This is a genomic window from Pseudomonas sp. BN415 (assembly GCF_029871195.1).
In the GTDB taxonomy this organism is placed as follows: domain Bacteria; phylum Pseudomonadota; class Gammaproteobacteria; order Pseudomonadales; family Pseudomonadaceae; genus Metapseudomonas; species Metapseudomonas resinovorans.
In genome coordinates this window covers 89,848-112,318 of record NZ_SSOK01000052.1, presented here as the reverse complement: position 1 = coordinate 112,318, position 22,471 = coordinate 89,848, and the positions used below count along the sequence as shown (strand labels likewise).

Below are 22,471 nucleotides of genomic sequence, written 5' to 3'. Positions count from 1 at the left end.
GCTCCTTGTAGGGGCGAATGAATTGGCCCCTACAAGGAGGCGATAGGTTCAGAACAGCTTCAGCGGTTCCTCGTCCAACGCCGAAATTTGCTCGCGCAGGGTGAGGATCTGGTCGCCCCAGTAGCGTTCGCTGCCGAACCAGGAGAAGTGCATGGGGAAGGCCGGGTCGTCCCAGCGGCGTGCGATCCAGGCGCTGTGATGCATCAGGCGCAGGGCGCGCAGGCCTTCGATCAGCGGCAGTTCGCGACGGTCGAAGTCGTGGAACTCCTGGTAGCCGTCCATCAACTCGGAGAGCTGGCCGAGGCGTTCCTGGCGATCCCCCGCCAGCATCATCCATAGATCCTGCACCGCCGGCCCCATGCGGCAATCGTCGAGGTCCACCACATGGAAGACGTCGTCACGGCACAGCAGGTTGCCGGGATGGCAATCACCATGCATGCGAATCGGTTGGTAGCGCACTTCGGCGAACAACTTGTCGAGGCGCATGAGCAGATCTCGAGCGACCGACTCGTAGGCCGGCAGCAGGCTGCGGGGAATGAAACCGCCTTCCAGCAGAGTCGCCAGGGACTGGTGGCCGAAGTTGTCCACCGCCAGGGTTTCGCGGTGCTCGAAGGGGCGAGTGCTGCCGACGGCGTGCAGGCGGCCGAGCAACTGGCCGAGGCGGTAGAGCTGGTCGAGGTTGCCGGGCTCCGGTGCGCGGCCTCCGCGACGGGGGAACAGGGCGAAGCGGAAACCGGCGTGCTCGAACAGGCTCTTTCCGTCGCGGTGCAGCGGCGCTACTACCGGCACTTCGCATTCGGCCAGTTCGGCGCTGAACCTGTGCTCTTCGAGAATCGCTTCGTCGCTCCAGCGCTGCGGTCGATAGAACTTGGCAATCAGTGGCTCGGCGTCCTCGATGCCCACCTGGTAAACGCGGTTCTCGTAGCTGTTCAGCGCGAGGATGCGCATATCGCTGAGAAAGCCGAGGCTTTCCACGGCGTCAAGTACCAGGTCGGGTGTGAGGTCATCGAAGGGGTGGGACATGGGCAGCTCCGGCAGTCAGGCGCCCAGTCTATCCCCAATGGTCGCGCAGCGTACGGTTGACGGCCCTCAGAGCGCGGTGCCGAGCAGCACTTGACCGGGCGCGAACTGCACGCGAACGCTGTCGCCGGCCTTGACGCCGAGATGCGCCAAGCGCTCGGGCTCGACCAGGGCGCAGAGCGTTTGGCCACTGGCCAGGGCGATGCGCACTTCGCTGGGGCTGTCGGCCGCGTCGAGGATTTCCTCGATCCGTCCCTGCAACTGGTTCAGCGCGTCATCTGCCGGTTCTGATATGGGCTGCAGTCGCAGCCAGCCCGCCTTGATCAGTGCCACCACGCTGCGGCCTGGCGCCAGTTCCAGCTTTTCGGTGCTGTCGTGGGTGATCTGCGCCAAGAGGCAGGGACCGCCGGCCAGTTCGATGCTCACGAGATCGTTGCGCCCCCTGGATTCGATGCCGAGCACTCGGCCGCTCAGTTGGTTGCGTGCGCTGGTGCGCAGCATCAGACGACCCAGCAACTCCAGGTCTTGCTCGCTTTCGGCACTTTCCAGCAGGCGCGCCTGCAGGCTTTCCAAGCGCTTGTAGAGGGCCAGCAGGCGTTCACCCTCGGCGGACAGTCGCGCACCGCCACCGCCCTTGCCACCCACGGAGCGTTCCACCAGAGGCTTTTCGGCAAGGTTGTTCAGTTCGTCGATGGCATCCCAGGCCGCCTTGTAGCTCAGGCCTGCGGCCTTGGCGGCGCGGGTGATCGAGCCTTGTACGGCGATCTGCTCCAGCAGCGCCAGGCGCTGCGGGCGACGGGTGAGTTGCTGGGTGAGGGCGCTGGTCAGGCTCATGAACGGACGGGTTCGTCGGGGGATCTGGCGCGCAGGCTGCTCCCGCCTGTTCGCTGCGTCAAGCTTTCAGGATTCTCCCGGCCGGGGCGTGCGTGCCAGGCAATAGATGTCCACCCGAGTCGCGCCGGCGCGCTTCAACAGGCGAGCGAGGACATGTGCGGTGGTGCCGGTGGTCAGCACGTCGTCCACCAGGGCCAGGTGCAGGCCTTTCACCTCAACCCGCGAGGGCAATGCGAAGGCACGGCGCAGGTTGCGGCGCCGGGCGGCAGCATCCAGGCCCTGCTGGGGCGGGACGTCCTCGATGCGATGCAGCCAGTCGTCCTGCACCGGGAGGCACAGTTCGTTGCCCAGCCAGCGCGCCAGCATCTGTGCCTGGTTGAAGCCACGCTGGCGCAGGCGTTGTGCGCTCAAGGGAACTGGTAGCAGGGCGTCGGGACGGGGCAGCCCTTCATGGAACGCGTGCTCCAGGTGGCGGGCGAGCAATTCTCCCAACAAACGGCCAATTGGCCAGCGGCCCTGGTGCTTGAAGCGGGTGATCAGGCTGTCCACCGGGAAGCCGTAGCGCCAAGGCGCCTCGACCCGCGTGAAGGGCGGTGGCCGTTTCAGGCACTCACCGCAGGGCAGGCCATGGGTGGGCAAGGGCAGGGCGCAGACGATGCAGTGTCCGCTGAGCCAGGGCAGTTCGGCCTCGCAGCCTGCGCAGATGGCCAGGTCGCTACCCGGCGCGCGACAAAGCTGGCAGGTGGGTGTGTGGCGAAGCCAGGCCGGCTGCAACCGGGCGAGCATGGAAAGCATGGTCCCCTCCCTGGGACAGGATTCAGGCGATCAGCCAGCTCATCACCAGCAGACCGAGAAAGGTCAGGACCAGGCCGCCGATGATGGACTTGCGGATGAAGGCGCGGACACCACTGTAGAGCAGCAGTAGTCCGACGAGCAGCAGGATCAGGCTGAAGAAGGACACGTCCATGCCGATGGCCCGTGCCAGGCCGTTGAGAAAGTCGTCGATAGCCTGACCAATACCGTCAAGCACGCCAGAGAGCAGGTCGACGATGAAGCGGATGGCGGTGCCGATGATCCGGCCGAGCCACTCGAAAAATCCTTCTGTACGCATTGCAGTGTGTTGCTCCTTCAGCGGCAGGCTGCCAGGGATTTGAGCCTGACGGGGAAATCTGGTCCAGTGGAATTGGTGGTTAAAAAACGATCAGATGTTGACCTGTGTCGCAAGACTGGTTGACAGCGTCACAGCTCAACTTATGATGCCCTAAGCCTGAATTCCCGGAGTCCGACTCCGGGTATCCCTGACAAGAGGCGCCCCTGCAAGCGTCGAAGGAAACCTCCATGAGTGCAACCGCATCCATCGCTACCCGTCATGACTGGTCCCTCGCCGAGGTGAAGGCGCTGTTCGAGCAGCCGTTCAACGACCTGCTGTTCCAGGCCCAGACCGTTCACCGCGCGAACTTCGACCCGAATCGGGTACAGGTTTCCACCCTGCTGTCGATCAAGACCGGCGCCTGCCCGGAAGACTGCAAGTACTGCCCGCAGTCCGGCCATTACAACACTGGCCTGGACAAGGAAAAACTGATGGAAGTGCAGAAGGTCCTCGAGGCCGCTGCCGAGGCCAAGGCCATCGGCTCGACCCGCTTCTGCATGGGCGCCGCGTGGAAGCACCCTTCCGCCAAGGACATGCCCTACGTGCTGGAAATGGTCAAAGGCGTGAAGAAGCTCGGCCTGGAAACCTGCATGACCCTCGGTAAGCTGACCCAGGAGCAGACCCAGTCTTTGGCCGAAGCCGGCCTCGACTACTACAACCACAACCTGGATACCTCGCCGGAGTACTACGGCAACATCATCACCACCCGCACCTACAGCGAGCGTCTGCAGACCCTGGCCTACGTGCGTGAGGCGGGGATGAAGATCTGCTCCGGCGGCATCCTCGGCATGGGTGAGTCGGTGGCCGACCGCGCCGGTCTGCTGATCCAACTGGCCAACCTGCCCGAACACCCCGAATCGGTGCCTATCAACATGTTGGTGAAAGTGAAGGGCACGCCCCTGGCGGAAGAGAAAGACGTCGACCCGTTCGATTTCATCCGCACCCTGGCGGTCGCCCGCATCATGATGCCGAAATCCCACGTGCGCCTGTCCGCCGGTCGCGAGCAGATGAACGAGCAGATGCAGGCACTGGCCTTCATGGCGGGCGCCAACTCGATCTTCTACGGCGAGAAGCTGCTGACCACCAAGAACCCGCAGGCGGAGAAGGACATGCAACTGTTCGCTCGCCTGGGGATCAAGCCGGAAGAGCGTGAAGAGCACGCCGATGAAGTGCACCAGGCTGCCATCGAGCAGGCCCTGGTGGAACAACGCGATTCGCAGCTGTTCTACGACGCCGCATCCGCCTGACACCCCGTCAACGACCCCTGTAGGAGCGAGCTTGCTCGCGAGGGCGGCTCCTGCAGGTTCGCCACCAAGCTGGCTCCTACGAACAACCGAACCGCCCATGCCTTTTGATCTCGCCTCGCGTCTTGCCGCCCGCCATGCGGACAACCTCTATCGTCAGCGGCCGCTGCTGGAGAGCCCGCAAGGGCCCGAAGTCGTGGTGGATGGCCGGCGAATGCTGGCCTTTTGTTCCAACGACTACCTGGGCCTGGCCGACCACCCTGAAGTGAAGGCCGCGCTGCAGCGTGGCGTGGAGCGATGGGGTGCCGGTGGCGGTGCTTCGCACCTGGTGATCGGTCATAGCGGTCCGCATCACGATCTGGAACTGGCCCTGGCCGAATTCACTGGCCGGCCCCGCGCGTTGCTGTTTTCCACCGGCTACATGGCCAACCTGGGGGCGGTCACCGCGTTGCTGGGCAAGGGTGACACGGTGTTGGAAGACCGCCTCAACCACGCCTCGCTGCTGGACGCCGGCTTGCTCTCCGGAGCGCGCTTCTCGCGGTACCTGCACAACGATGTCGACAGCCTGGCCAGCCGCCTGGGGAAAGCCGAGGGCAACACTCTGGTGGTGACCGACGGCGTGTTCAGCATGGACGGCGACCTGGCCGAGCTGCCCGCCATATGCGCTGCAGCCAAGGCCCGTGGCGCCTGGGTGATGGTGGATGACGCCCACGGCTTCGGCCCGCTGGGTGCAACAGGCGGCGGCATCGTCGAACACTTCGGTCTGGGCCTGGAGGACGTGCCGGTTCTGGTGGGCACCTTGGGCAAGGCCTTCGGCACCGCCGGTGCATTCGTCGCCGGCAGTGAGGAACTGATCGAAACCCTGATCCAGTTCGCCCGCCCCTACATCTATACCACCAGCCAGCCGCCGGCCGTGGCCTGCGCCACGCTGAAGAGTCTGGAACTGCTGCAGCGCGAAAGCTGGCGCCGTGAGCACCTGAACGCGCTGATCCGACGCTTCCGTGAAGGCGCGGCCGAAATCGGCCTGACCCTGATGGACAGCCCGACGCCCATCCAGCCGATCCTGGTCGGCGACAGTGCCCGCGCCCTCAGACTTTCCGCCCTGCTGCGCGAGCGCGGCATCCTGGTCGGCGCCATTCGCCCGCCCACTGTGCCGGCGGGTAGCGCGCGGCTGCGTATCACGTTCTCCGCCGTCCACACGGAAGAACAGCTTGAATCCTTGCTGAGTGCCCTGGCCGAATGCTGGGCAAGCCTTGCGAAGGAGGAAGTCTCTGATGCGTGAACGCCTGATTCTGCTGCCGGGCTGGGCTATCGGCCCGGCCGCTCTGGAGCCCCTGCGCGATGCCTTGCTGGAGCGCGCGCCACACCTGCTGGTGGAGATCGAACCGTTGCCCGCCCTGGAGCAGGCCGGCGCCTGGCTGGACGAGCTGGACGCTCGCCTGCCCAAGGACTGCTGGCTGGCGGGTTGGTCCCTCGGCGGCATGCTGGCTGCGCAACTGGCTGCACGTCGTGGCGATGCCTGCCGAGGGCTGATCGGCCTGTGCAGCAACATGAGTTTTCGCGACCGTGATGATTGGCCCTGCGCCATGTCCCAGGAAGTTTTCGCGGCCTTCCACGAGGCCTGCCGTCTCGATCACGCACAGACCCTGAGGCGCTTCACCATGCTGGTGGCCCAGGGCGCGCGGGATGCCCGGACCCTGGCGCGGCAGCTGCAAGTCACCCAGTTGCCCACCGAGCCCAAGGTGCTGGATGCCGGCCTGCGTCTGCTGGACGTGCTGGATATCCGCGCGGCCGTCCAGGGCTACGGCGGTCCGCAACTGCACCTGTTCGGTGGGCGCGATGCACTGGTGCCAGCCACGGCCGCCGCCGCGCTGCTGGAGTGGCTTCCCGACCTGGAAGTCCAGGTGGTCGATGACGCCAGTCACGGCCTGCCGCTGGAACGACCCGATGAGGTCGCAGCGGCCATCCTCCGATTCATGCGCGAGGGTGACGATGTCTGACGCGCGAATCGCCGCCGAAGCCGAAGGCCATCTGCCGGACAAGCGCCAGGTGGCGGCTTCCTTTTCTCGTGCTGCAGATAGCTACGACAGCGTCGCCGCCTTGCAACGGGCGGTCGGCAACGAACTGCTGCGTCGACTACCGGAAAGGTTCGTACCGCAACATTGGCTCGACCTGGGCTGCGGCACCGGCTACTTCTCACGGGCCCTGGCTGGACGCTTCCCGGAGAGCGATGGATTGGCGGTGGATATCGCCGAGGGCATGTTGCGTCATGCCCGTCCACTGGGTGGCGCCCGGCGCTTCATTGCCGGAGACGCCGAGCATCTGCCATTGTCCAGTGGAACCCAGCAACTGATTTTCTCCAGCCTCGCCGTGCAGTGGTGCGCCGACTTCGCCGCCGTGCTCGCCGAAGCGCGCCGCGTATTGCAGCCGGGTGGCGTGTTCGCCTTCAGCAGCCTGTGCGTCGGCACCCTGCAGGAACTGCGCGACAGTTGGCAGGCTGTGGACGGCTTCGTCCACGTCAATCGCTTCCGTCGTCTGGAGGACTACCAGGACCTCTGTGCCGCCAGCGGCCTACTGCCACTGGACCTGGGCAGCGAACCCCAGGTGCTGCATTACGCTGACCTGCGCACCCTGACCCACGAACTCAAGGCCCTTGGCGCGCACAATCTCAATCCCGGCCGGCCGGGTGGGCTGACTGGGCGGGCGCGCATCCTCGCGCTGGTGGAGGCCTATGAGCGCTTCCGCCAGCCCCAGGGCCTACCGGCTACGTACCAAGTGGTCTACGGCGTACTGAAAAAGGAAGACTGATATGGCGGCGGCTTACTTCGTCACTGGCACCGACACCGAGATCGGCAAGACCACCATCGCTGCCGGCCTTCTTCACGCTGCGCGGATGCAGGGCCTATCCACTGCGGCTGCCAAGCCGGTCGCGTCCGGTTGTGAAGAGACCCCTGACGGCCTGCGCAACAGCGATGCCCTGGCGTTGCTGGGTGAGTGCTCGTTGCCGCTGAGCTATGACGAGGTCAACCCGCTGGCCTTCGCTCCAGCCATCGCCCCGCACCTCGCAGCACGTGAAGCGGGTGTTGTGCTGGATGTCGACGCGCTGGCGGCACCAGTGCGCAGCGTGCTGGCCAGGGGCGCTGATATCAGCCTGGTGGAAGGTGCTGGCGGCTGGCGCGTGCCGCTGGCGGGTTCCGCCAATCTTTCTGACCTTCCGATTTCGCTTGGGCTGCCGGTGATCCTGGTCGTCGGAGTGCGCCTGGGCTGCATCAACCATGCGGTACTGACTGCCGAGGCCATTCAGCGGGATGGCCTGACTCTCGCGGGCTGGGTAGCCAATGTGGTCGATCCGCAGACCTCGCGCCTGGACGAGAACCTCTCCACCCTGGCCGAGCGACTGCCAGCCCCCTGCCTCGGCCGCGTGCCGCGCCTGGCCGACGCGACCCCGGCGGCGGTGGCGCGTCATCTCGACCTGTCGCCGCTGGGCACATTCGTCCCGCGCTGATTGCGCAGCGCGTGGCGGGCTGCTTCAATTGCCGGCGTCTTCCTTCGAGCTTCGGTATCCGCCATGGAAATCCAGGGTAGTGGCTTCAGCGCCGGTCTTGGCGCCATTCAGTCCGGCCAGCGCATGATCCAGCAGGCAGCCGGTGAAATAGCCAGCAACACAGTCGCTGGCGCGGACTCGCAGCAGCCTGCCGACCTCACCACCATTCTGCTCGCCCTCGAGGCCGGCAAGGTCCAGGCCGAGGCTGGCAGCATGGTCGCCAAGGCCACCGACCAGATGATCGGCAGCCTGATCGACACCTTCGCCTGATCCTTCAAGGGCCGCGTCAAGCGGCCCTTTCGCATTCTTCCTTCCTGTTTCCTCCCCCAACTCCTGTGCTGCTTCTTGATCTTTACTGTCTGGAGGCAGGGCTTCGTGCTGCCTGCCAGGGACGTGACCGGCCGGTCCGGCGGAGCGCTTGACAAGGTTTTGGCGTAAACGTATGTTTCAAACGCCTGTTTGATTGCGCCTGCGATCACCACAAGATGCCGTTAGCGACCGGCGCTCCGGTCAGCTGAACCAGGAACCCACTGCAGAGGTTTACCGCTATGCCTGATTACAAGGCCCCCTTGCGTGATATCCGCTTCGTTCGTGACGAGCTGCTCGGCTACGAAGCGCACTATCAGAGCCTGCCTGGCTGCCAGGACGCTACCCCGGACATGGTCGACGCCATCCTCGAAGAGGGTGCCAAGTTCTGTGAGCAGGTGATCGCTCCCCTGAACCGTGTGGGTGACACCGAAGGCTGCACCTGGAGCGAGTCCGGCGTTAAGACCCCGACTGGTTTCAAGGAAGCCTACAAGCAGTTCGTCGAAGGCGGCTGGCCGAGCCTGGCTCACGACGTCGACCACGGCGGTCAAGGCCTGCCGGAATCCCTGGGCCTGGCCATCAGCGAGATGGTTGGCGAGGCCAACTGGTCCTGGGGTATGTACCCCGGCCTGTCCCACGGCGCGATGAACACCCTGTCCGCCCACGGCACCGACGAGCAGAAGCACACCTACCTGACCAAGCTGGTATCCGGCGAGTGGACCGGCACCATGTGCCTGACCGAGCCGCATTGCGGTACCGACCTGGGCATGCTGCGCACCAAGGCCGAGCCCCAGGCTGATGGTTCCTACAAAGTCTCCGGCACCAAGATCTTCATCTCCGCCGGTGAACACGACATGGCCGACAACATCGTCCATATCGTCCTGGCCCGCCTGCCTGATGCCCCGGCCGGCACCAAGGGTATTTCCCTGTTCATCGTTCCGAAGTTCATGCCGAACGCCGATGGTTCGGCCGGTGAGCGCAATGCCGTTTCCTGCGGTTCCATCGAGCACAAGATGGGCATCCACGGCAACGCGACCTGCGTGATGAACTTCGACGGCGCCACCGGTTACCTGATCGGCCCGGCGAACAAAGGCCTGAACTGCATGTTCACCTTCATGAACACCGCTCGCCTGGGTACCGCGCTGCAAGGCCTGGCCCACGCCGAGATCGGTTTCCAGGGGGGTATCAAGTACGCTCGCGAGCGTCTGCAGATGCGTTCCCTGACCGGCCCGAAAGCGCCGGAAAAGGCCGCCGACCCGATCATCGTCCATCCGGACGTGCGTCGCATGCTGCTGACTATGAAGGCCTTCGCCGAAGGCAACCGCGCCATGGTGTACTTCACCGCCAAGCAGGTGGACATCGTCAAGTACAGCCAGGACGAAGAGCAGAAGAAAGCTGCTGACGGCCTGCTGGCCTTCCTGACCCCCATCGCCAAGGCCTTCATGACCGAAGTGGGCTTCGAATCCGCTTCCCACGGCATGCAGATCTACGGTGGCCACGGTTTCATCAGCGAGTGGGGCATGGAGCAGAATCTGCGCGACTGCCGTATCTCGATGATGTACGAAGGCACCACCGGTGTTCAGGCGCTCGACCTGCTGGGCCGCAAGATCCTGATGACCCAGGGCGAAGCGCTCAAGGGCTTCACCAAGATCGTGCACAAGTTCTGCCAGGCCAACGAAGCCAACGAGTCCGTGAAGGAGTTCGTCGAGCCGCTGGCCAAGCTGAACAAGGAGTGGGGCGAGCTGACCATGAAGGTCGGCATGGCCGCCATGAAGGACCGCGAGGAAGTCGGGGCCGCTTCGGTGGACTACCTGATGTACTCCGGCTACGCCTGCCTGGCTTACTTCTGGGCCGACATGGCTCGCCTGGCTGCCGAGAAACTGGCTGCCGGAGAAGGCGATGCCGCCTTCTACAAGGCCAAGCTGCAGACCGCGCGCTTCTACTTCAAGCGCATCCTGCCGCGTACCCGTACCCACGTGGAAACCATGCTGTCCGGTGCCAGCAACCTGATGGACATGGCCGAAGAAGACTTCGACCTGGGTTACTAAGGTTCAACGCAACACGAAGAGCCCGCCGTTTCGGCGGGCTTTTTCGTTTCCGGTGTGCCCCATCCGCCGGGTTGTGGAGGACTTCGCACAGGCCCCCGTGTTTGCGATTCGCACCTGTGCAATCATATCGCCATCTCGACTTTTCCCCGTCATTCGAACCCCAGGATCAGATTCCGTGCGGCCTCGTGCGTCCTATCGTCCCAGTCATTTCCTGCCTCCCTTGCTGCTGGTGGTCGGGGGCGCAGTGGCGGGCTCGCTGTCGGAAATGAACGAGTTCTTCACCTCGCTCTTCAACGTGCTGCCCACTTTGCTCTTGCTGCTGGGCGGCGCCTTCTGCTCGGCCTACGGGCGGGTGCGCCAGGTGGCGCTGCTGCTGGTGGTCTACCTCGCGTACTACCAATTGGATACCCAGGTCGATTACTACCAGGCCGAGCGCGTGGTGCGGGAAGACGTCGGGCTCGTGTTCCACCCGGCCTGCCTGCTGCTGCCCATGCTCTATGGCCTGTATGGCTGCTGGGAGGAGCGCACCCATTTGCTGCAGGACTTCGTCGCCCGAGGTGCTGTGCTGATCGCGGTGCTCGGTGTGGTGGTGGCGTTTGGCACCAGCTACCCGGACATCGTACTGGGCTTCATCGGCAAGGTTCACTGGCCGCTGCTGCACGGCAGCTGGATGACCCTGGTGCAGCTCGCTTACCTCGCATTCGTCGTGGCCCTGGTGTCCCTGCTGGTCACCTACCTGCGCCAGCCGCGACCGCAGCATGCCGCGCAGCTGCTGGGGCTGGCCGGCCTGCTGTGGATGCTGCCCAAGGCATTCCTGCTGCCCCACGCCCTGCATGTGATGAGCAGTATGGTGATGCTTGCCCTGACCGCTTCGGTGGCCCATGAGGCCTACCAGATGGCCTTCCGTGACGAGCTCACCGGTCTGCCCGGGCGTCGCGCCTTGAATGAGCGGCTGCGGCGCCTCGGGCGCAACTACGTGCTGGCGATGACCGATGTCGATCACTTCAAGAAATTCAACGACACCTACGGCCACGACGTCGGTGACCAGGTGCTGCGCCTGGTTGCCAGCCGGCTACGCAAGGTGGGCGGCGGCGGCAAGGCTTACCGTTATGGCGGCGAGGAGTTCACCATCCTCTTCCCGGGCAAGTCGGTGGAGGATTGCATGCTCCACCTGGAAACCGTGCGCCAGGCCATCGAGCAGTACCAGATGCACCTGCGCGACCAGGGTAGCCGACCGAAGAATGACGAAACCGGCAGGGCCAGACGCGGTGCTCCGAGCGGGCAGACCGTATCGGTGACCGTCAGCATTGGCGTGGCCGGGCGCGACACCGAGCAGCGCACCCCGGAAGAGGTGATCAAGGCCGCCGACCAGGCGCTCTACAGCGCCAAGAGCGCAGGTCGCAACCGGGTCTTCCGCCATGGCGAAAACCGTCGCGGCGCGGTGCGGGTCAAGCGCGCCACTGGCTGACACGGGTGGTTATGACGCTCCATTCAGCAGCGGCAGCGTCGTTGTCGGGCGAACGGGGGCAAAGTAGGGTCGCTGGATACCCCCTCAAGGAGACCTGCCATGCCCGAGTACAAGGCCCCGTTGCGCGACATCCGCTTCCTCACCGACGAAGTCTTCGATTACCCGGCCACCTACGCGGCCCTGAACGCCAGTGATGCCACCGCGGACATGGTCGCCGCCATCCTCGAAGAAGGCGCCAAGTTCTGCGAGCAGGTGCTCTCGCCGATCAACCGCTCGGGCGATGAAGAGGAGTGCCAGTGGCAGGACGGCGTGGTGACTACGCCCAAGGGTTTCAAGGAAGCCTTCGCCCAGTACGTCGAAGGTGGCTGGAACGGCCTGGCCGCAGACCCGGCCTACGGTGGCCAGGGCCTGCCCCATTCCCTCGGGCTGATCATTAGCGAGATGGTCGCCTCGGCCAACCAGTCCTGGGCCATGTACCCGGGCCTGACCCACGGCGCCATGTCGGCCATCCACGCCCACGGCAGTGAAGAACAGAAACAGACCTACCTGACCCGCCTCACCGAAGGCCGCTGGACCGGCACCATGTGCCTCACCGAGCCCCATTGCGGGACCGACCTCGGCATCATCAAGACCCGCGCAGTGCCCCAGGCCGACGGCAGCTATGCGATCTCCGGCACCAAGATCTTCATCTCCGCCGGCGAGCACGACATGAGCGAGAACATCGTGCACCTGGTGCTGGCCAAGTTGCCCGACGCACCGGCCGGCACCAAGGGCATCTCCCTGTTCATCGTGCCTAAATTCCTTCCCGTCGGAGAGGGAGTGGGTGAGCGCAATGCCGTGTCCTGCGGCTCCATTGAGCACAAGATGGGGATCAAGGCCTCGGCCACCTGCGTGATGAACTTCGATGGCGCCACGGGCTACCTCATTGGCGAAGCCAACAAGGGCCTGAACTGCATGTTCACCATGATGAATCACGCTCGCCTCGGCACCGGCATGCAGGGTCTCTGCCTCGGCGAAGCCAGCTACCAGGGGGCCGTGCGCTACGCCAACGACCGCCTGCAGATGCGCGCCCTTACTGGCCCGAAAGCGCCGGACAAGGCCGCCGACCCAATCATCGTGCACCCCGACGTGCGCCGCATGCTGCTGACCATGAAGGCCTTCAACGAAGGCAACCGCGCCCTGGCCTACTTCACTGCCCAGCAACTGGACATCGCCCACCGCAGCGAGGATGCCGCCGCCCGCGAGGAAGCCGACAACCTGCTCGCCTTCCTCACCCCTATCTGCAAGGCCTTCATGACCGAATCCGGGTTGGAAGCCACCAACCTCGGCATGCAGGTGTTCGGTGGCCACGGCTACATCCGCGAATGGGGCATGGAACAGCTGGTGCGCGACTGCCGCATCGCCCCCATCTACGAAGGTACCAACGGCATCCAGGCGCTGGACCTGCTCGGCCGCAAGGTGCTGGGCAGCCAGGGCAAGCTGCTGCGCGGCTTCACCAGGCTGATCCACAAGCTCTGCCAGGCCCAGGCTGAGCATCCGCGTCTCAAGGCTCATGCGGCTGAACTGGTGCGCCTCAACCAGCAGTGGGGCGAGTTGACCCAGAAGGTCGGCATGGCCGCCATGAAAAACCCGGACGAGGTGGGGGCCGCGGCGCTGGATTACCTGATGTATTCCGGCTACATCGCCCTGGCCTACTTCTGGCTGCGCATGGCCCTGGTGGCCGATGCCAAGCTGCAGGCAGGCGAGGGCGACAGCGCTTACTACCAGACCAAGCTGGTGACCTGCGACTTCTACTTCAAGCGCCTGCTACCGCGCACCGAAGCCCACCGTGCTGCGGTGGAGGCAGGAAGCGACTGCCTGATGGGGCTGCCGGCCGAACATTTCTACTTGTAGGCGCCGATGAACGGCTTGAGGCCCGCCCCGTGCGGGCCTTTTCCATTCTGGATAGCGAGGTGACTGCATGTGAATATATGGTCACTAAATGACACTATGTCTCCAAAAAGTTGGTCATGTACACTTCCGGTCTATCCGTGAAACCGGCCAACCCGGCCACCTGTAGAGTGTTTGCGAGGTTTGCACATGGCTGACTACAAAGCGCCCCTGCGCGATATGCGCTTCGTCCTCAATGAAGTCTTCGAGGTGGCCAAGCTCTGGGCTGAATTGCCCGCCCTGGCCGAAGTGGTCGACGTCGATACCGCTTCCGCCATCCTGGAAGAAGCCGGCAAGGTCACCGGCGGCGTGATCGCCCCGCTGAACCGCAGCGGCGACGAAGAAGGCTGCCAGTGGAAGGACGGTGCCGTGAGTACCCCGGCCGGTTTCCCCGAGGCCTACAAGACCTACGCCGAAGGTGGCTGGGTCGGCGTGGGTGGCGATCCTGTCTTCGGTGGCATGGGCATGCCCAAGGTGATCTCCGCCCAGGTGGAAGAGATGGTCAACTCGGCCAACCTCTCCTTCGGCCTGTACCCGATGCTGACGGCCGGCGCCTGCCTGTCGATCAACGCCCACGCCAGCGAAGAGCTGAAGGAAAAGTACCTGCCGAACATGTATGCGGGTGTCTGGGCCGGTTCCATGTGCCTGACCGAACCCCATGCCGGCACCGACCTCGGCATCATCCGCACCAAGGCCGAACCCCAGGCCGACGGCAGCTACAAGATCACCGGTACCAAGATTTTCATCACCGGCGGTGAGCACGACCTGACCGAGAACATCATCCACCTGGTACTGGCCAAGCTGCCGGACGCCCCGGCTGGTCCGAAAGGCATCTCCCTGTTCCTGGTGCCCAAGGTGATGGTCAACGCCGATGGTTCCCTGGGTGGGAACAACTCCCTGTCCTGTGGCTCCATCGAGCACAAGATGGGCATCAAGGCATCCGCCACCTGCGTGATGAACTTCGACGGCGCCACCGGCTACATCATCGACGCCCCGAACAAGGGCCTGGCCGCCATGTTCACCATGATGAACTACGAGCGTCTGGGCGTAGGTATCCAGGGCCTGGCTTCCGGCGAGCGTTCCTACCAGAGCGCCGTGGAATACGCGCGTGACCGCATCCAGAGCCGTGCCCCGACCGGCCCGGTCGCCAAGGACAAGGCCGCCGACCCGATCATCGTCCACCCCGACGTGCGTCGCATGCTGCTGACCATGAAGGCTGCCAACGAAGGCGGTCGTGCGTTCTCCAGCTACGTTGCCATGCAGCTGGATACCGCCAAGTTCAGCGAAGACACCGTCGTGCGCAAACGCGCCGAAGAAATGGTCGCCCTGCTGACCCCCGTCGCGAAGGCGTTCCTCACCGACCTCGGCCTGGAAACCACCGTCCACGGCCAGCAAGTGTTCGGCGGCCACGGCTTCATCCGCGAGTGGGGCCAGGAGCAACTGGTGCGTGACGTGCGCATCACCCAGATCTACGAAGGCACCAACGGCATCCAGGCCCTCGACCTCGTGGGTCGCAAGGTAGTCGGCAGCGGCGGCGCGTTCTACAAGCACTTCTCCGACGAGATCAAGGCCTTTGCCAATGGCGCTTCCGCGGAGCTGGCCGAGTTCATCGAGCCGCTGAAAGCTGCCATCGCCAACCTCGACGATCTGACTGCCTGGGTCCTGGACAGCGCGAAGAACAACCCGAACGAAGTCGGCGCCGCCTCGGTGGAGTACCTCCACGTCTTCGGCTACACCGCCTACGCCTACATGTGGGCCCTGATGGCTCGCGCCTCGCTGGGCAAGGAAGGCCAGGACGACTTCTACGCCAGCAAGCTCGGTACCGCGCGTTTCTACTTCGCCCGCCTGCTGCCGCGCATCCACTCCCTGACCGCCTCGGTGAAGGCCGGCAGCGAGTCGCTCTACCTGCTGGACGCCGCGCAGTTCTAAGCGGTACTCCGCAAACACGAAGCCCCGCTCATGCGGGGCTTCGTGTTTTCAGCAAGGTGTCTTTCAGTCGGAGCGAATTCATTCGCCATGGCCGGCGGCTGTCCCTCGGCATGCAGGGCGTGCCTGCGGTCCGTTTGGTGATTGAAGTCGCCGCTACGAGGCCCACTACGGCTGCAACGAATCCGCCAGCGTCGGATCGTCGATAAAGCGGTTGCGATTGCCCTGGATCGCTTCGATGCGGCTGTTACGAGCGCGTTCGTCATCGTCCACCGGGTCCAGGCGGTTCCAGTGCTGGAACATCTGCAACTGGCCAACGATCGGCAGGCCGTACTCGCTGTGCATGTAGAAGATCGCCCGGGCCACGTTGCCCTTGGCGGCATCGCGGGGTTCCACCAGTTGGTAGGAGGACTTGAAATCACAGTCGGCGACTTTGCTCTGCCCGCCATCACCGGCATCGCCAAACAGGGCGTTGCGCCGTGCCAGCTCAATGCGCGACTGGTCCGGGTAGAGGTTGTGCAGGTCGGAGAGCATGTAGGGGTACTGCGGATTCGCGGATTGGCACTGGCTGTCGGTGACGCAGCGCAGGGCGCTCTTGATCTGCTTGGTGCTGTACACCGGGCTGGCGCTGAGCAGGCCGCCGGGGGCACTGAAGGTCTTGCCGCAATAAAGCGTGGTGCCGCCGCCGGCATAGAGCTGTTGCCAGAAGGCCTGCTCGACTGCGGCTTTGGGATCGGCCAGGCGATCCTGGCCACCGGCGAATGCGAAATTGGCGGCCACGGCCGCCAGGCAGGAAAGGGCAGTAACGACTGGGCGCATGCTGATGACCCTGGGACCACCTTGTCGGGGTCTGTTGTTCTTGTAGGACAAAACGAGTCTAACAATAGCGCCGCGGGCAAACCAAGGCCAACCGATCGCTTGCTTGGTTGTGCGGCCGGGTTGCGATAAGACCGTTCAGACTAATTGCCAAATCATGTAAGCATTGGCTTACAAGTGCTGGTGGCTATGGCTCCTTTCGGGCGTCTGTGGCGGGGGCTAATCTTCACCACATTGGACGTAGCGCAGGAAGCGCACTGCAAAACAGGGATACGCCGGATTTCCGCCAGGATGGCGGTCAGATCAGGGATGTCGGGACACAGTCTGCAAAGCCTCGCTTCGGCGAGGTTTTTCTTTTTCTGCGTTCTGAAACTCCGCTACAGCAGCAGGTCCTTCGGCTCCACCACCCCTCCCAGCATTGAGCGCAGCAACTCCAGGGTCGCCTATCGGTGCTACGCATCGAGCAATACCAATCCCGCCTTCAATGGCACCCGTGGCTCGCTCAGCGGCTTCCACAGCAGCCCCTGGTTGGCGTGCATCTGCCGCGCGCGGCCAGGCAGAACGGTGGCCGGCATGCCGCGTTGACCTGACGCTTCTCCTCGGCATTGGGATTGAGGCGGGTGCGGTTCGATCTAGGGGCGAATGATTTGGCTATGTCTGCGTTAGCTGTGGCGAGAGCCGGACCAAGAGTCTTGTAGGCGCTGGATTGCCAGTGAAACGCGGCCATTCGCTGGCAAGCCAGCTCCTACGGGCAGTGCAGCTGCTTGCATGCAGACTTAACCCATGAGTTCGCCCACACAGAGGTTTCAGACCAGCGGACGGTACAGCTCCGCGCGCCGGTCCTTGAGGTAGGTGATGCTCGCCCGCGAAGCCTCCAGCTTGTCGCGCTTGAGCTCGGCAAAGGCCAGGGTTTCCTCGCGACCGCACACCGCTGCCAGCGTGCCATCCGGCGCGGCGATACTGGAGAGACCGCAGTAGCGGATTTCCCCCTCGCCACCGCAGTAGTTGGCATAGGCCACGTAACACTGGTTCTCGAAGGCGCGGGCGCGGACCAGCACCTCGCAGACGAAGTCGTAGGGCACCATGTTGGCCGTTGGCACCAGCACCACATCGGCGCCGTTCAGCGCCAGGCGGCGGACGTTTTCGGGGAACTCCACGTCGTAGCAGATCAGCATCCCCAGCTTCCAGCCGTTCAGCTCCAGCAGCGGATAGTCATCGCCACCTGCGCTGAACATGCCGTTGTCCAGTTCGCCGAAGAGGTGCGTCTTGCGGTAGTTACCCAGGGGGTGGCCCTGGGCGTCGATCAGTTGCACCGCGTTGAAGATGGCGCCCCCGGCGCTGCTCTCCGGGTAGCCGTAGAGGATGGCGATGCCGTTTTCACGAGCAATGTCCGCCACCCGCGCAGCCCAAGGCCCGTCGCATGGCTCAGCCAGGGCGCTGACCGCCTCCAGGCCGATGTTGTAGCCGCTGAGGTACATCTCCGGGCACACCAGCAACGCCGCGCCGCGCTGGGCGGCCTCAATCGCCCGCTGTTGCAGGCGATCGAGGTTGGCCGCCGGATCCAGCGGCAGGGGCGGGCATTGGTAGAGGGCGATGCGCATAGGCTTCTCCTGGCTCAGTCCGGCAGGGCGATGGGGCCGAGTTCGGCGAACAGGTCACCGGGGCCAGGGTTCTCAACCGAGGTCTTGCCGCCGAAGTGCTTCATGATGCCCCACACCGCGTTGAGCGAGGTCTGCACCGCACCTTCCACCCAGGCCGGAGTCCAGGACACGTCGTCACCGGCGATGAACATGCCGCGCTGTTCGGCGGGCATGTCGTCCTGCATGAAGTGTGCGTACATGCGCTGGTTGTAACGGTAGTGACCCGGCAGGGCGCCCTTGAAGGCGCCAAGGAAGTGCGGGTCGGCTTCCCAGGAAATGGTGATGGGGTCGCCGATGATATGGCCGGCGATGTCCACGTCCGGGTAGATCTTCTTCAGCGCGTCCAAGGCCAGCTTCACGCGCTTCTCCACCGGGTGCGGCAGCATTTTCAGCGCGTCGCTCATCCACGAGTACGACAGGCAGATCACCCCCGGCTTGTCGTCGCCGTTGTCGAACAGGTAAGTGCCGCGGGTGAGGCGGTCGGTGAGGGTCATGCTCAGGGTGTCGCGGCCGGTCTGCGGGTCCTTGTCCTTCCAGAAGGGGCGGTCGACCATCACGAAGGTCTTCGACGACTGCATGTAGCGGGTGCGGTCCAGGGCCATCCACATCTTCTGCGAGAACAGCGATTCCTCGCACTCGATCTGGGTGGTCAGCAACCAGCTCTGGCAGGTGGTGAGCACGGCCGCGTAATGACGGGTGTCGCCCCAGTTGTCGGTCACAGCCAGGCGGCCATCGGCGGCACGGGCGATGCGCTTCACGCCCGGGCGCGGTGCGCCGCTGTGCAGCGAAGCCAGGCTGGTGCCGGCAGGCCAGTGCACGCAACGCTCCGGCTCATGGCGCCAGATGCCCAGCGGCACTTGTTGCACGCCGCCGACGATCAGGTGCTGGTTGTCGTCGCAGGCGGTCATCACCACGCGGAAGATTTCCAGCATCGAGTTGGGGAAGTCGGAGTCCCAGCCACCGGTGCCGAAGCCGACCTGGCCGAACACTTCGCGATGGTGGAAGGACAGCTTGGCGAAGGCCTTGGAGCTGGCGACGAAGTCATAGAAGGTGCGGTCGTCCCACAGTGGCACCAGAGTGTTCCACAGCTCTTTCAGGCGCTTCACATCGCGGTCGCGGATGGCCTGCTGGATGTCGCCGAAGCGCGCGCCGTCTTCCAGGGCGTCGGCCCAGGCGTCGGCCACTTCCTGGAACAGCGCCGGCAGGTCGGCCATCTTCTCGGCGTAGTAGGTCTTGCCCTCGATATCGATCACCGTGCTGCCCGAGGCCGGGGTCAGCGGGTTGGGGAAGGGCTGGGTCTCGAGGCCGAGCATGTCCACGTAGTGGTAGAAGGCGGTGGAGGAGGCCGGGAAGCGCATGCCGCCCAACTCGGCAATGATGCCGTCGGTGCCTTCGAAGGTCTGCGAGCGCAGGCGCCCGCCCATCTTCGAGGCTTCGTACACCACCGGCTTCAGGCCCAACTTCATCAGCTCGTAGGCCGCCACCAGACCAGCGATGCCGGCGCCGACGATCGCCACCTCGGCACCATGCTGCTCGGCGGGAATGCTGCCCAGGCCAGCCGGGTGCTGGATCCAGTCATCGAAGGCGAAGGGGAAGTCCGGGCCGAAGATGGTGATGGGTTTCTTGCCGTCGGCGGGGTGGCGATTGTTGTTGTTCATGATCGACCTTGAAGGCGGTGAGAGGGGCTGCCGGGCAGGGCAGCGTTGCAGGCCATTCTAGGGAGCGCCGATTTCGTCCATAAGACGCAGAGTGTCGTCATTTGGTAGTTATGCACTGCAAAGCGACGAGCTGATAATTCATTTTGACGAAAATGGCTGCGCACCTGCTTTCCATCAGGTTAGCCGGCAACGGAGGGAATCAGGATTGCTTGGGGCGGACGGCACTCTGCAGTTCCCGTCCCGCGGATGGCATTCAGTAGGGTGGAAATCACTTTTCATCTCCCCATTCGAGCCGACCCCTATGGTGGACCGGTGAAGCGTGGTCCACCCTACGGCACAGCGTTCACGGGGAGGTTGGAGCCAGCGGCTGACCGCGATCTATCTTGCAGCTGAGAATGATCGAGGTGGTGGTCTTCTCCACCCCATCGACGCTGCCGATCTGGTCCAACAGTTCATCGAGGCGCTCGGGGGAATCGGCGCGCAGCCAGGCCACGTAATCGAACTCGCCGCTCACCGCGCAGAGCACCTGCACCTCCGCCATGCTGGTCAGGCGCCGCAGCACGTCCTTGCCGCTGCGCGGCTTCACCGTGATGCCCACATAGGCCTGCAGGCCGCCATCGGCCACGCGCTGGCCCAGGCGCACCCCGTAGCCGGTGATGATCTGCGCCTTCTCCAGTCGCGCCAGGCGTGAGGTCACCGTAGTGCGTGCGATGCCCAGGCGCCGGGCGAGCATGGCGACGCTCTCGCGGGCATTGATCTGCAGCGCGGCGATCAACTGGCGATCGATTTCGTCGAGGGATAGGTCGGACATGGTGGACTCGGCGCGGGGCGGTGGTCAGAGATTAGCGGGTGCGCAAGGCTACCTGAAGCATGGCGACCGCGCCCACTGGTCGGCGCTCACGTCGTGGTAACCCGCTCGACGCCAGACTGAACGCTACAAGGCCGGCGAATTGCCGATTCCCCCCACCTGCTCCTGGAGCTCTATTGCCATGCGCCCAATCGTTTCTTGCCGCTTGACCCTGCTCGCCTCGCTAGTCTGCCTGCCCGCGTTCGCCGAAACCGTGGTGCCCCTGCAAGGCCAGACCCAGCAACAGATCCAGCAGGACATAGCCAACTGCCAGGCCCAGGCCGGCAGTTCGACATCCAACTCCAGCTCGACCACGAGCGGAGGTCGCGTTCGTGGCGCCGCCGCTGGTGCTATGGCGGGCGCCGCAGTCGGGCAGGCGCGCAGCAACGATTACGAGCGTATCGATGACGACTTGCAGCAGGAGTACCGGCAGGAGAAAGCCAAGGATGCCGCTGTAGCGGGCGCCGTAGTCGGCGGCTCGCGTCAGCGCCAGGATCGCCGGCAGGATCGCCGTGCCAATGAACAGGCCAGCAGCACCTCGTCATCGGCCTATACCAGCTGCCTGCAGCAGCGCGGTTACCAGGTCAGCCCTTAGGCACTTCCCCGCGTCTGCCGCTCCAGTTGCGCCTGCAGGTCCGGATCGAGCCTGAGCTGATAGGCCAGTTCGTCCAGGTAGGCGCGTTCGGCGGCCTGCTGGTCATCCACCAGCATCACGCTGGCCAGGTACATCTCAGCGGCCATGCCCGGGTCCGTTGCCGACTGCGCGACCTCGGCGGCGTCCAGCGGGCGGCGCACCTCCTGATCCAGCCATTCCTGCAACTGCGGGTCGTCGGTATGGCGGGCGATCTCGGCGTAGATCGTCTGTTTTTCCTGCTCGTCGATGCGACCGTCCGCCTTGGCCGCGGCGATCAGCGCTCGGAGAATGGCAAGGCTGTGGTCATCCGCATCAGCACCAGAAAGCTGATCCACGGTGCGCAGTGCCTGCTGCGGCGCAGCGGCAGGCTGCTGGCGCTGCCAGGCCTGGTACGCCTGGAAGGCCATCATGCCCAGGGAGGCCAGTGCGGCGTAGTTCATGCCGCCGGAGCGCCCGCCACTGCTACCCATCGAGCCACCGCCCATCGGGTTGCCACCCAGGCCTCCACCGCCGCCGAGAATGCTCCCGAGCAAACCGCCCAGCCCGGCATTGCCGCCACCGCCACCCATGAGTCCACCCAACAGGCCGCCGAGTCCGCCCAAGGGGTCCTGCGACGCCATGTCCGCGCCGCCTTGTCGTGATGCACCGGCCTGGCCGGCCCGCAGCAGTTGTTCGAGCAGATCACTGGTGTTCATGGCCTCATCCTCGTCTGGTGGCCGTTGCCCGGTCTGGGAACGATAGACCCGGCCAAATGCAGGGGCATGACCGCCGGGCGGCGAAGATTGTTGCGCGCCACGGAAAAGCGCTTTCAGCAAAGCCGTCTTTTTCACGCGCCGTGCCTGGCGTCCAATGGGCACATGGGCCAAGAACGCATCGCCAGCGATGTCGGGCCTTCCAGGCAAACCAGGCAAACCAGGAAAACCACCATGAACCGTGCCATCGCCACCAGTACCACCCTGTTGCTCGCCTTCCTGGCCAGTGGCAGCGTCTTCGCCGCGAAATCCGCCGAGTCCGTGCCCTACCGCTACGGCATGCCGCTGGATGTCGCCCGCGTCATTTCCATCGACGAACCGAACTCCCTGATCTGCGAAACCATCCAGGCGAAGATGACCTACGTCGATTCCAACGGCGAAGAGAAGTCCGTCACCTACCTGAAAGAGTCCAGCGCCTGCGCCAACAGCTGATGCAGGCGTGGAGGTGCGAATTCATTCGCCAGGGACGGGCAGCTGTCCATTGCAGCACCGTGCATTAACCCACCCCCTTCGCTCGATCATGCACGGCGCCGGCAGCAGGTTCTCGAAAAAGGCGCCTGCCCGCAGGATTAGCGCATCTACGCCCGCCAGCTCGGCCGCGTCATTGGCCTGATCCATCGCGACCCGGCGCGGGACTGGAGCCTGGTATCCCTGG

At 64.5% G+C, this 22,471-nt stretch carries 21 protein-coding genes and 1 pseudogene; 12 read left to right on the top strand and 10 right to left on the bottom strand.

Annotated elements, in window-relative coordinates:
• Nucleotides 1-48: 48 nt before the first annotated feature.
• The 4 genes from E8F20_RS12960 to E8F20_RS12945 all read right to left on the bottom strand — a co-directional run bounded on the left by E8F20_RS12960 (nt 49) and on the right by E8F20_RS12945 (nt 2,965).
• Nucleotides 49-1,023, bottom strand: a complete 975-nt coding sequence (locus E8F20_RS12960; RefSeq protein ID WP_280284069.1) for a serine/threonine protein kinase — start codon at nt 1,021-1,023, stop codon at nt 49-51.
• 66 nt (nt 1,024-1,089) lie between these two features.
• Nucleotides 1,090-1,854: a TOBE domain-containing protein gene (locus tag E8F20_RS12955; protein WP_280284068.1), complete on the bottom strand. Its 765-nt coding sequence runs from the start codon at nt 1,852-1,854 to the stop codon at nt 1,090-1,092.
• A 66-nt stretch (nt 1,855-1,920) separates the two neighbouring features.
• Complete coding sequence (locus tag E8F20_RS12950) at nt 1,921-2,649, bottom strand: ComF family protein (protein ID WP_280284067.1); 729 nt, start codon at nt 2,647-2,649, stop codon at nt 1,921-1,923.
• A gap of 22 nt (nt 2,650-2,671) precedes the next feature.
• Nucleotides 2,672-2,965, bottom strand: a complete 294-nt coding sequence (locus E8F20_RS12945) for a hypothetical protein (RefSeq protein ID WP_280284066.1) — start codon at nt 2,963-2,965, stop codon at nt 2,672-2,674.
• 227 nt (nt 2,966-3,192) lie between these two features.
• On the opposite strand from E8F20_RS12945, the gene bioB reads away from it, so the two are divergent.
• The 10 genes from bioB (at nt 3,193) to E8F20_RS12895 (ending at nt 15,472) form a co-directional block, all read left to right on the top strand.
• Nucleotides 3,193-4,251, top strand: a complete 1,059-nt coding sequence (bioB, locus tag E8F20_RS12940) for a biotin synthase BioB (protein ID WP_028631147.1) — start codon at nt 3,193-3,195, stop codon at nt 4,249-4,251.
• A 97-nt stretch (nt 4,252-4,348) separates the two neighbouring features.
• Nucleotides 4,349-5,530 (top strand): 8-amino-7-oxononanoate synthase, encoded by a 1,182-nt coding sequence (gene bioF, locus E8F20_RS12935; RefSeq protein ID WP_280284065.1) that lies wholly within the window; start codon nt 4,349-4,351, stop codon nt 5,528-5,530.
• Nucleotides 5,523-6,248 carry an alpha/beta fold hydrolase gene (locus E8F20_RS12930; protein ID WP_280284064.1) on the top strand — a complete coding sequence of 242 codons (726 nt, stop codon included), beginning with the start codon at nt 5,523-5,525 and terminating at the stop codon, nt 6,246-6,248. The genes bioF and E8F20_RS12930 overlap by 8 nt, the downstream gene beginning before the upstream one ends.
• Entirely contained in the window at nt 6,241-7,056 is an 816-nt protein-coding gene (bioC, locus tag E8F20_RS12925) for a malonyl-ACP O-methyltransferase BioC (protein WP_280284063.1), read from the top strand. Before E8F20_RS12930 ends, bioC begins: the two co-directional genes overlap by 8 nt.
• Nucleotide 7,057: 1 nt before the next feature.
• The gene (gene bioD / locus E8F20_RS12920) at nt 7,058-7,753 is read left to right on the top strand and encodes a dethiobiotin synthase (RefSeq protein ID WP_280284062.1); all 696 of its coding nucleotides are present in this window, start codon (nt 7,058-7,060) and stop codon (nt 7,751-7,753) included.
• 63 nt (nt 7,754-7,816) lie between these two features.
• Entirely contained in the window at nt 7,817-8,062 is a 246-nt protein-coding gene (locus E8F20_RS12915) for a hypothetical protein (RefSeq protein WP_280284061.1), read from the top strand.
• Nucleotides 8,063-8,340: 278 nt separating this feature from the next.
• Entirely contained in the window at nt 8,341-10,146 is a 1,806-nt protein-coding gene (locus tag E8F20_RS12910) for a phenylacyl-CoA dehydrogenase (RefSeq protein WP_028631141.1), read from the top strand.
• A gap of 175 nt (nt 10,147-10,321) precedes the next feature.
• Nucleotides 10,322-11,614, top strand: a complete 1,293-nt coding sequence (locus tag E8F20_RS12905) for a GGDEF domain-containing protein (RefSeq protein ID WP_280284060.1) — start codon at nt 10,322-10,324, stop codon at nt 11,612-11,614.
• A 99-nt stretch (nt 11,615-11,713) separates the two neighbouring features.
• A complete protein-coding gene (locus tag E8F20_RS12900) occupies nt 11,714-13,507 on the top strand; it encodes an acyl-CoA dehydrogenase C-terminal domain-containing protein (RefSeq protein ID WP_280284059.1) in 1,794 nt (597 codons plus the stop codon).
• Between the two features lie 186 nt (nt 13,508-13,693).
• Complete coding sequence (locus E8F20_RS12895; RefSeq protein ID WP_280284058.1) at nt 13,694-15,472, top strand: acyl-CoA dehydrogenase C-terminal domain-containing protein; 1,779 nt, start codon at nt 13,694-13,696, stop codon at nt 15,470-15,472.
• Between the two features lie 165 nt (nt 15,473-15,637).
• Here the strand turns inward: E8F20_RS12895 and E8F20_RS12890 are convergent, their stop codons facing one another.
• The 5 genes and pseudogenes from E8F20_RS12890 to E8F20_RS12870 all read right to left on the bottom strand — a co-directional run bounded on the left by E8F20_RS12890 (nt 15,638) and on the right by E8F20_RS12870 (nt 20,394).
• Entirely contained in the window at nt 15,638-16,288 is a 651-nt protein-coding gene (locus E8F20_RS12890; protein WP_280284057.1) for an endonuclease, read from the bottom strand.
• Nucleotides 16,289-16,737: 449 nt separating this feature from the next.
• A pseudogene (locus tag E8F20_RS12885) lies at nt 16,738-16,854 on the bottom strand (LysR family transcriptional regulator); the annotation flags it as partial.
• 237 nt (nt 16,855-17,091) lie between these two features.
• The gene (locus E8F20_RS12880) at nt 17,092-17,886 is read right to left on the bottom strand and encodes a carbon-nitrogen hydrolase family protein (protein ID WP_280284056.1); all 795 of its coding nucleotides are present in this window, start codon (nt 17,884-17,886) and stop codon (nt 17,092-17,094) included.
• A 14-nt stretch (nt 17,887-17,900) separates the two neighbouring features.
• Entirely contained in the window at nt 17,901-19,583 is a 1,683-nt protein-coding gene (locus E8F20_RS12875) for an NAD(P)/FAD-dependent oxidoreductase (RefSeq protein WP_280284055.1), read from the bottom strand.
• 343 nt (nt 19,584-19,926) lie between these two features.
• The gene (locus E8F20_RS12870; RefSeq protein WP_280284054.1) at nt 19,927-20,394 is read right to left on the bottom strand and encodes an Lrp/AsnC family transcriptional regulator; all 468 of its coding nucleotides are present in this window, start codon (nt 20,392-20,394) and stop codon (nt 19,927-19,929) included.
• Nucleotides 20,395-20,572: 178 nt separating this feature from the next.
• On the opposite strand from E8F20_RS12870, the gene E8F20_RS12865 reads away from it, so the two are divergent.
• The gene (locus E8F20_RS12865; protein ID WP_280284053.1) at nt 20,573-21,025 is read left to right on the top strand and encodes a YMGG-like glycine zipper-containing protein; all 453 of its coding nucleotides are present in this window, start codon (nt 20,573-20,575) and stop codon (nt 21,023-21,025) included.
• Here E8F20_RS12865 and E8F20_RS12860 read toward each other — a convergent pair.
• Nucleotides 21,022-21,759: a tellurite resistance TerB family protein gene (locus tag E8F20_RS12860; protein ID WP_280284052.1), complete on the bottom strand. Its 738-nt coding sequence runs from the start codon at nt 21,757-21,759 to the stop codon at nt 21,022-21,024. The genes E8F20_RS12865 and E8F20_RS12860 overlap by 4 nt on opposite strands.
• A gap of 231 nt (nt 21,760-21,990) precedes the next feature.
• On the opposite strand from E8F20_RS12860, the gene E8F20_RS12855 reads away from it, so the two are divergent.
• Nucleotides 21,991-22,248, top strand: a complete 258-nt coding sequence (locus E8F20_RS12855; protein ID WP_280284051.1) for a DUF2790 domain-containing protein — start codon at nt 21,991-21,993, stop codon at nt 22,246-22,248.
• Nucleotides 22,249-22,471: the final 223 nt, after the last annotated feature.

Excerpts from the sequence above, each read along its gene's own strand:
- E8F20_RS12960 (WP_280284069.1), bottom strand. The coding sequence starts at position 1,023 with ATGTCCCACCCCTTCGATGACCTCACACCCGACCTGGTACTTGACGCC.
- E8F20_RS12955 (WP_280284068.1), bottom strand. The coding sequence starts at position 1,854 with ATGAGCCTGACCAGCGCCCTCACCCAGCAACTCACCCGTCGCCCGCAG.
- E8F20_RS12950 (WP_280284067.1), bottom strand. The coding sequence starts at position 2,649 with ATGCTTTCCATGCTCGCCCGGTTGCAGCCGGCCTGGCTTCGCCACACA.
- E8F20_RS12945 (WP_280284066.1), bottom strand. The coding sequence starts at position 2,965 with ATGCGTACAGAAGGATTTTTCGAGTGGCTCGGCCGGATCATCGGCACC.
- bioB (WP_028631147.1), top strand. The coding sequence starts at position 3,193 with ATGAGTGCAACCGCATCCATCGCTACCCGTCATGACTGGTCCCTCGCC.
- bioF (WP_280284065.1), top strand. The coding sequence starts at position 4,349 with ATGCCTTTTGATCTCGCCTCGCGTCTTGCCGCCCGCCATGCGGACAAC.
- E8F20_RS12930 (WP_280284064.1), top strand. The coding sequence starts at position 5,523 with ATGCGTGAACGCCTGATTCTGCTGCCGGGCTGGGCTATCGGCCCGGCC.
- bioC (WP_280284063.1), top strand. The coding sequence starts at position 6,241 with ATGTCTGACGCGCGAATCGCCGCCGAAGCCGAAGGCCATCTGCCGGAC.
- bioD (WP_280284062.1), top strand. The coding sequence starts at position 7,058 with ATGGCGGCGGCTTACTTCGTCACTGGCACCGACACCGAGATCGGCAAG.
- E8F20_RS12915 (WP_280284061.1), top strand. The coding sequence starts at position 7,817 with ATGGAAATCCAGGGTAGTGGCTTCAGCGCCGGTCTTGGCGCCATTCAG.
- E8F20_RS12910 (WP_028631141.1), top strand. The coding sequence starts at position 8,341 with ATGCCTGATTACAAGGCCCCCTTGCGTGATATCCGCTTCGTTCGTGAC.
- E8F20_RS12900 (WP_280284059.1), top strand. The coding sequence starts at position 11,714 with ATGCCCGAGTACAAGGCCCCGTTGCGCGACATCCGCTTCCTCACCGAC.
- E8F20_RS12895 (WP_280284058.1), top strand. The coding sequence starts at position 13,694 with ATGGCTGACTACAAAGCGCCCCTGCGCGATATGCGCTTCGTCCTCAAT.
- E8F20_RS12890 (WP_280284057.1), bottom strand. The coding sequence starts at position 16,288 with ATGCGCCCAGTCGTTACTGCCCTTTCCTGCCTGGCGGCCGTGGCCGCC.
- E8F20_RS12880 (WP_280284056.1), bottom strand. The coding sequence starts at position 17,886 with ATGCGCATCGCCCTCTACCAATGCCCGCCCCTGCCGCTGGATCCGGCG.
- E8F20_RS12875 (WP_280284055.1), bottom strand. The coding sequence starts at position 19,583 with ATGAACAACAACAATCGCCACCCCGCCGACGGCAAGAAACCCATCACC.
- E8F20_RS12870 (WP_280284054.1), bottom strand. The coding sequence starts at position 20,394 with ATGTCCGACCTATCCCTCGACGAAATCGATCGCCAGTTGATCGCCGCG.
- E8F20_RS12865 (WP_280284053.1), top strand. The coding sequence starts at position 20,573 with ATGCGCCCAATCGTTTCTTGCCGCTTGACCCTGCTCGCCTCGCTAGTC.
- E8F20_RS12860 (WP_280284052.1), bottom strand. The coding sequence starts at position 21,759 with ATGAACACCAGTGATCTGCTCGAACAACTGCTGCGGGCCGGCCAGGCC.
- E8F20_RS12855 (WP_280284051.1), top strand. The coding sequence starts at position 21,991 with ATGAACCGTGCCATCGCCACCAGTACCACCCTGTTGCTCGCCTTCCTG.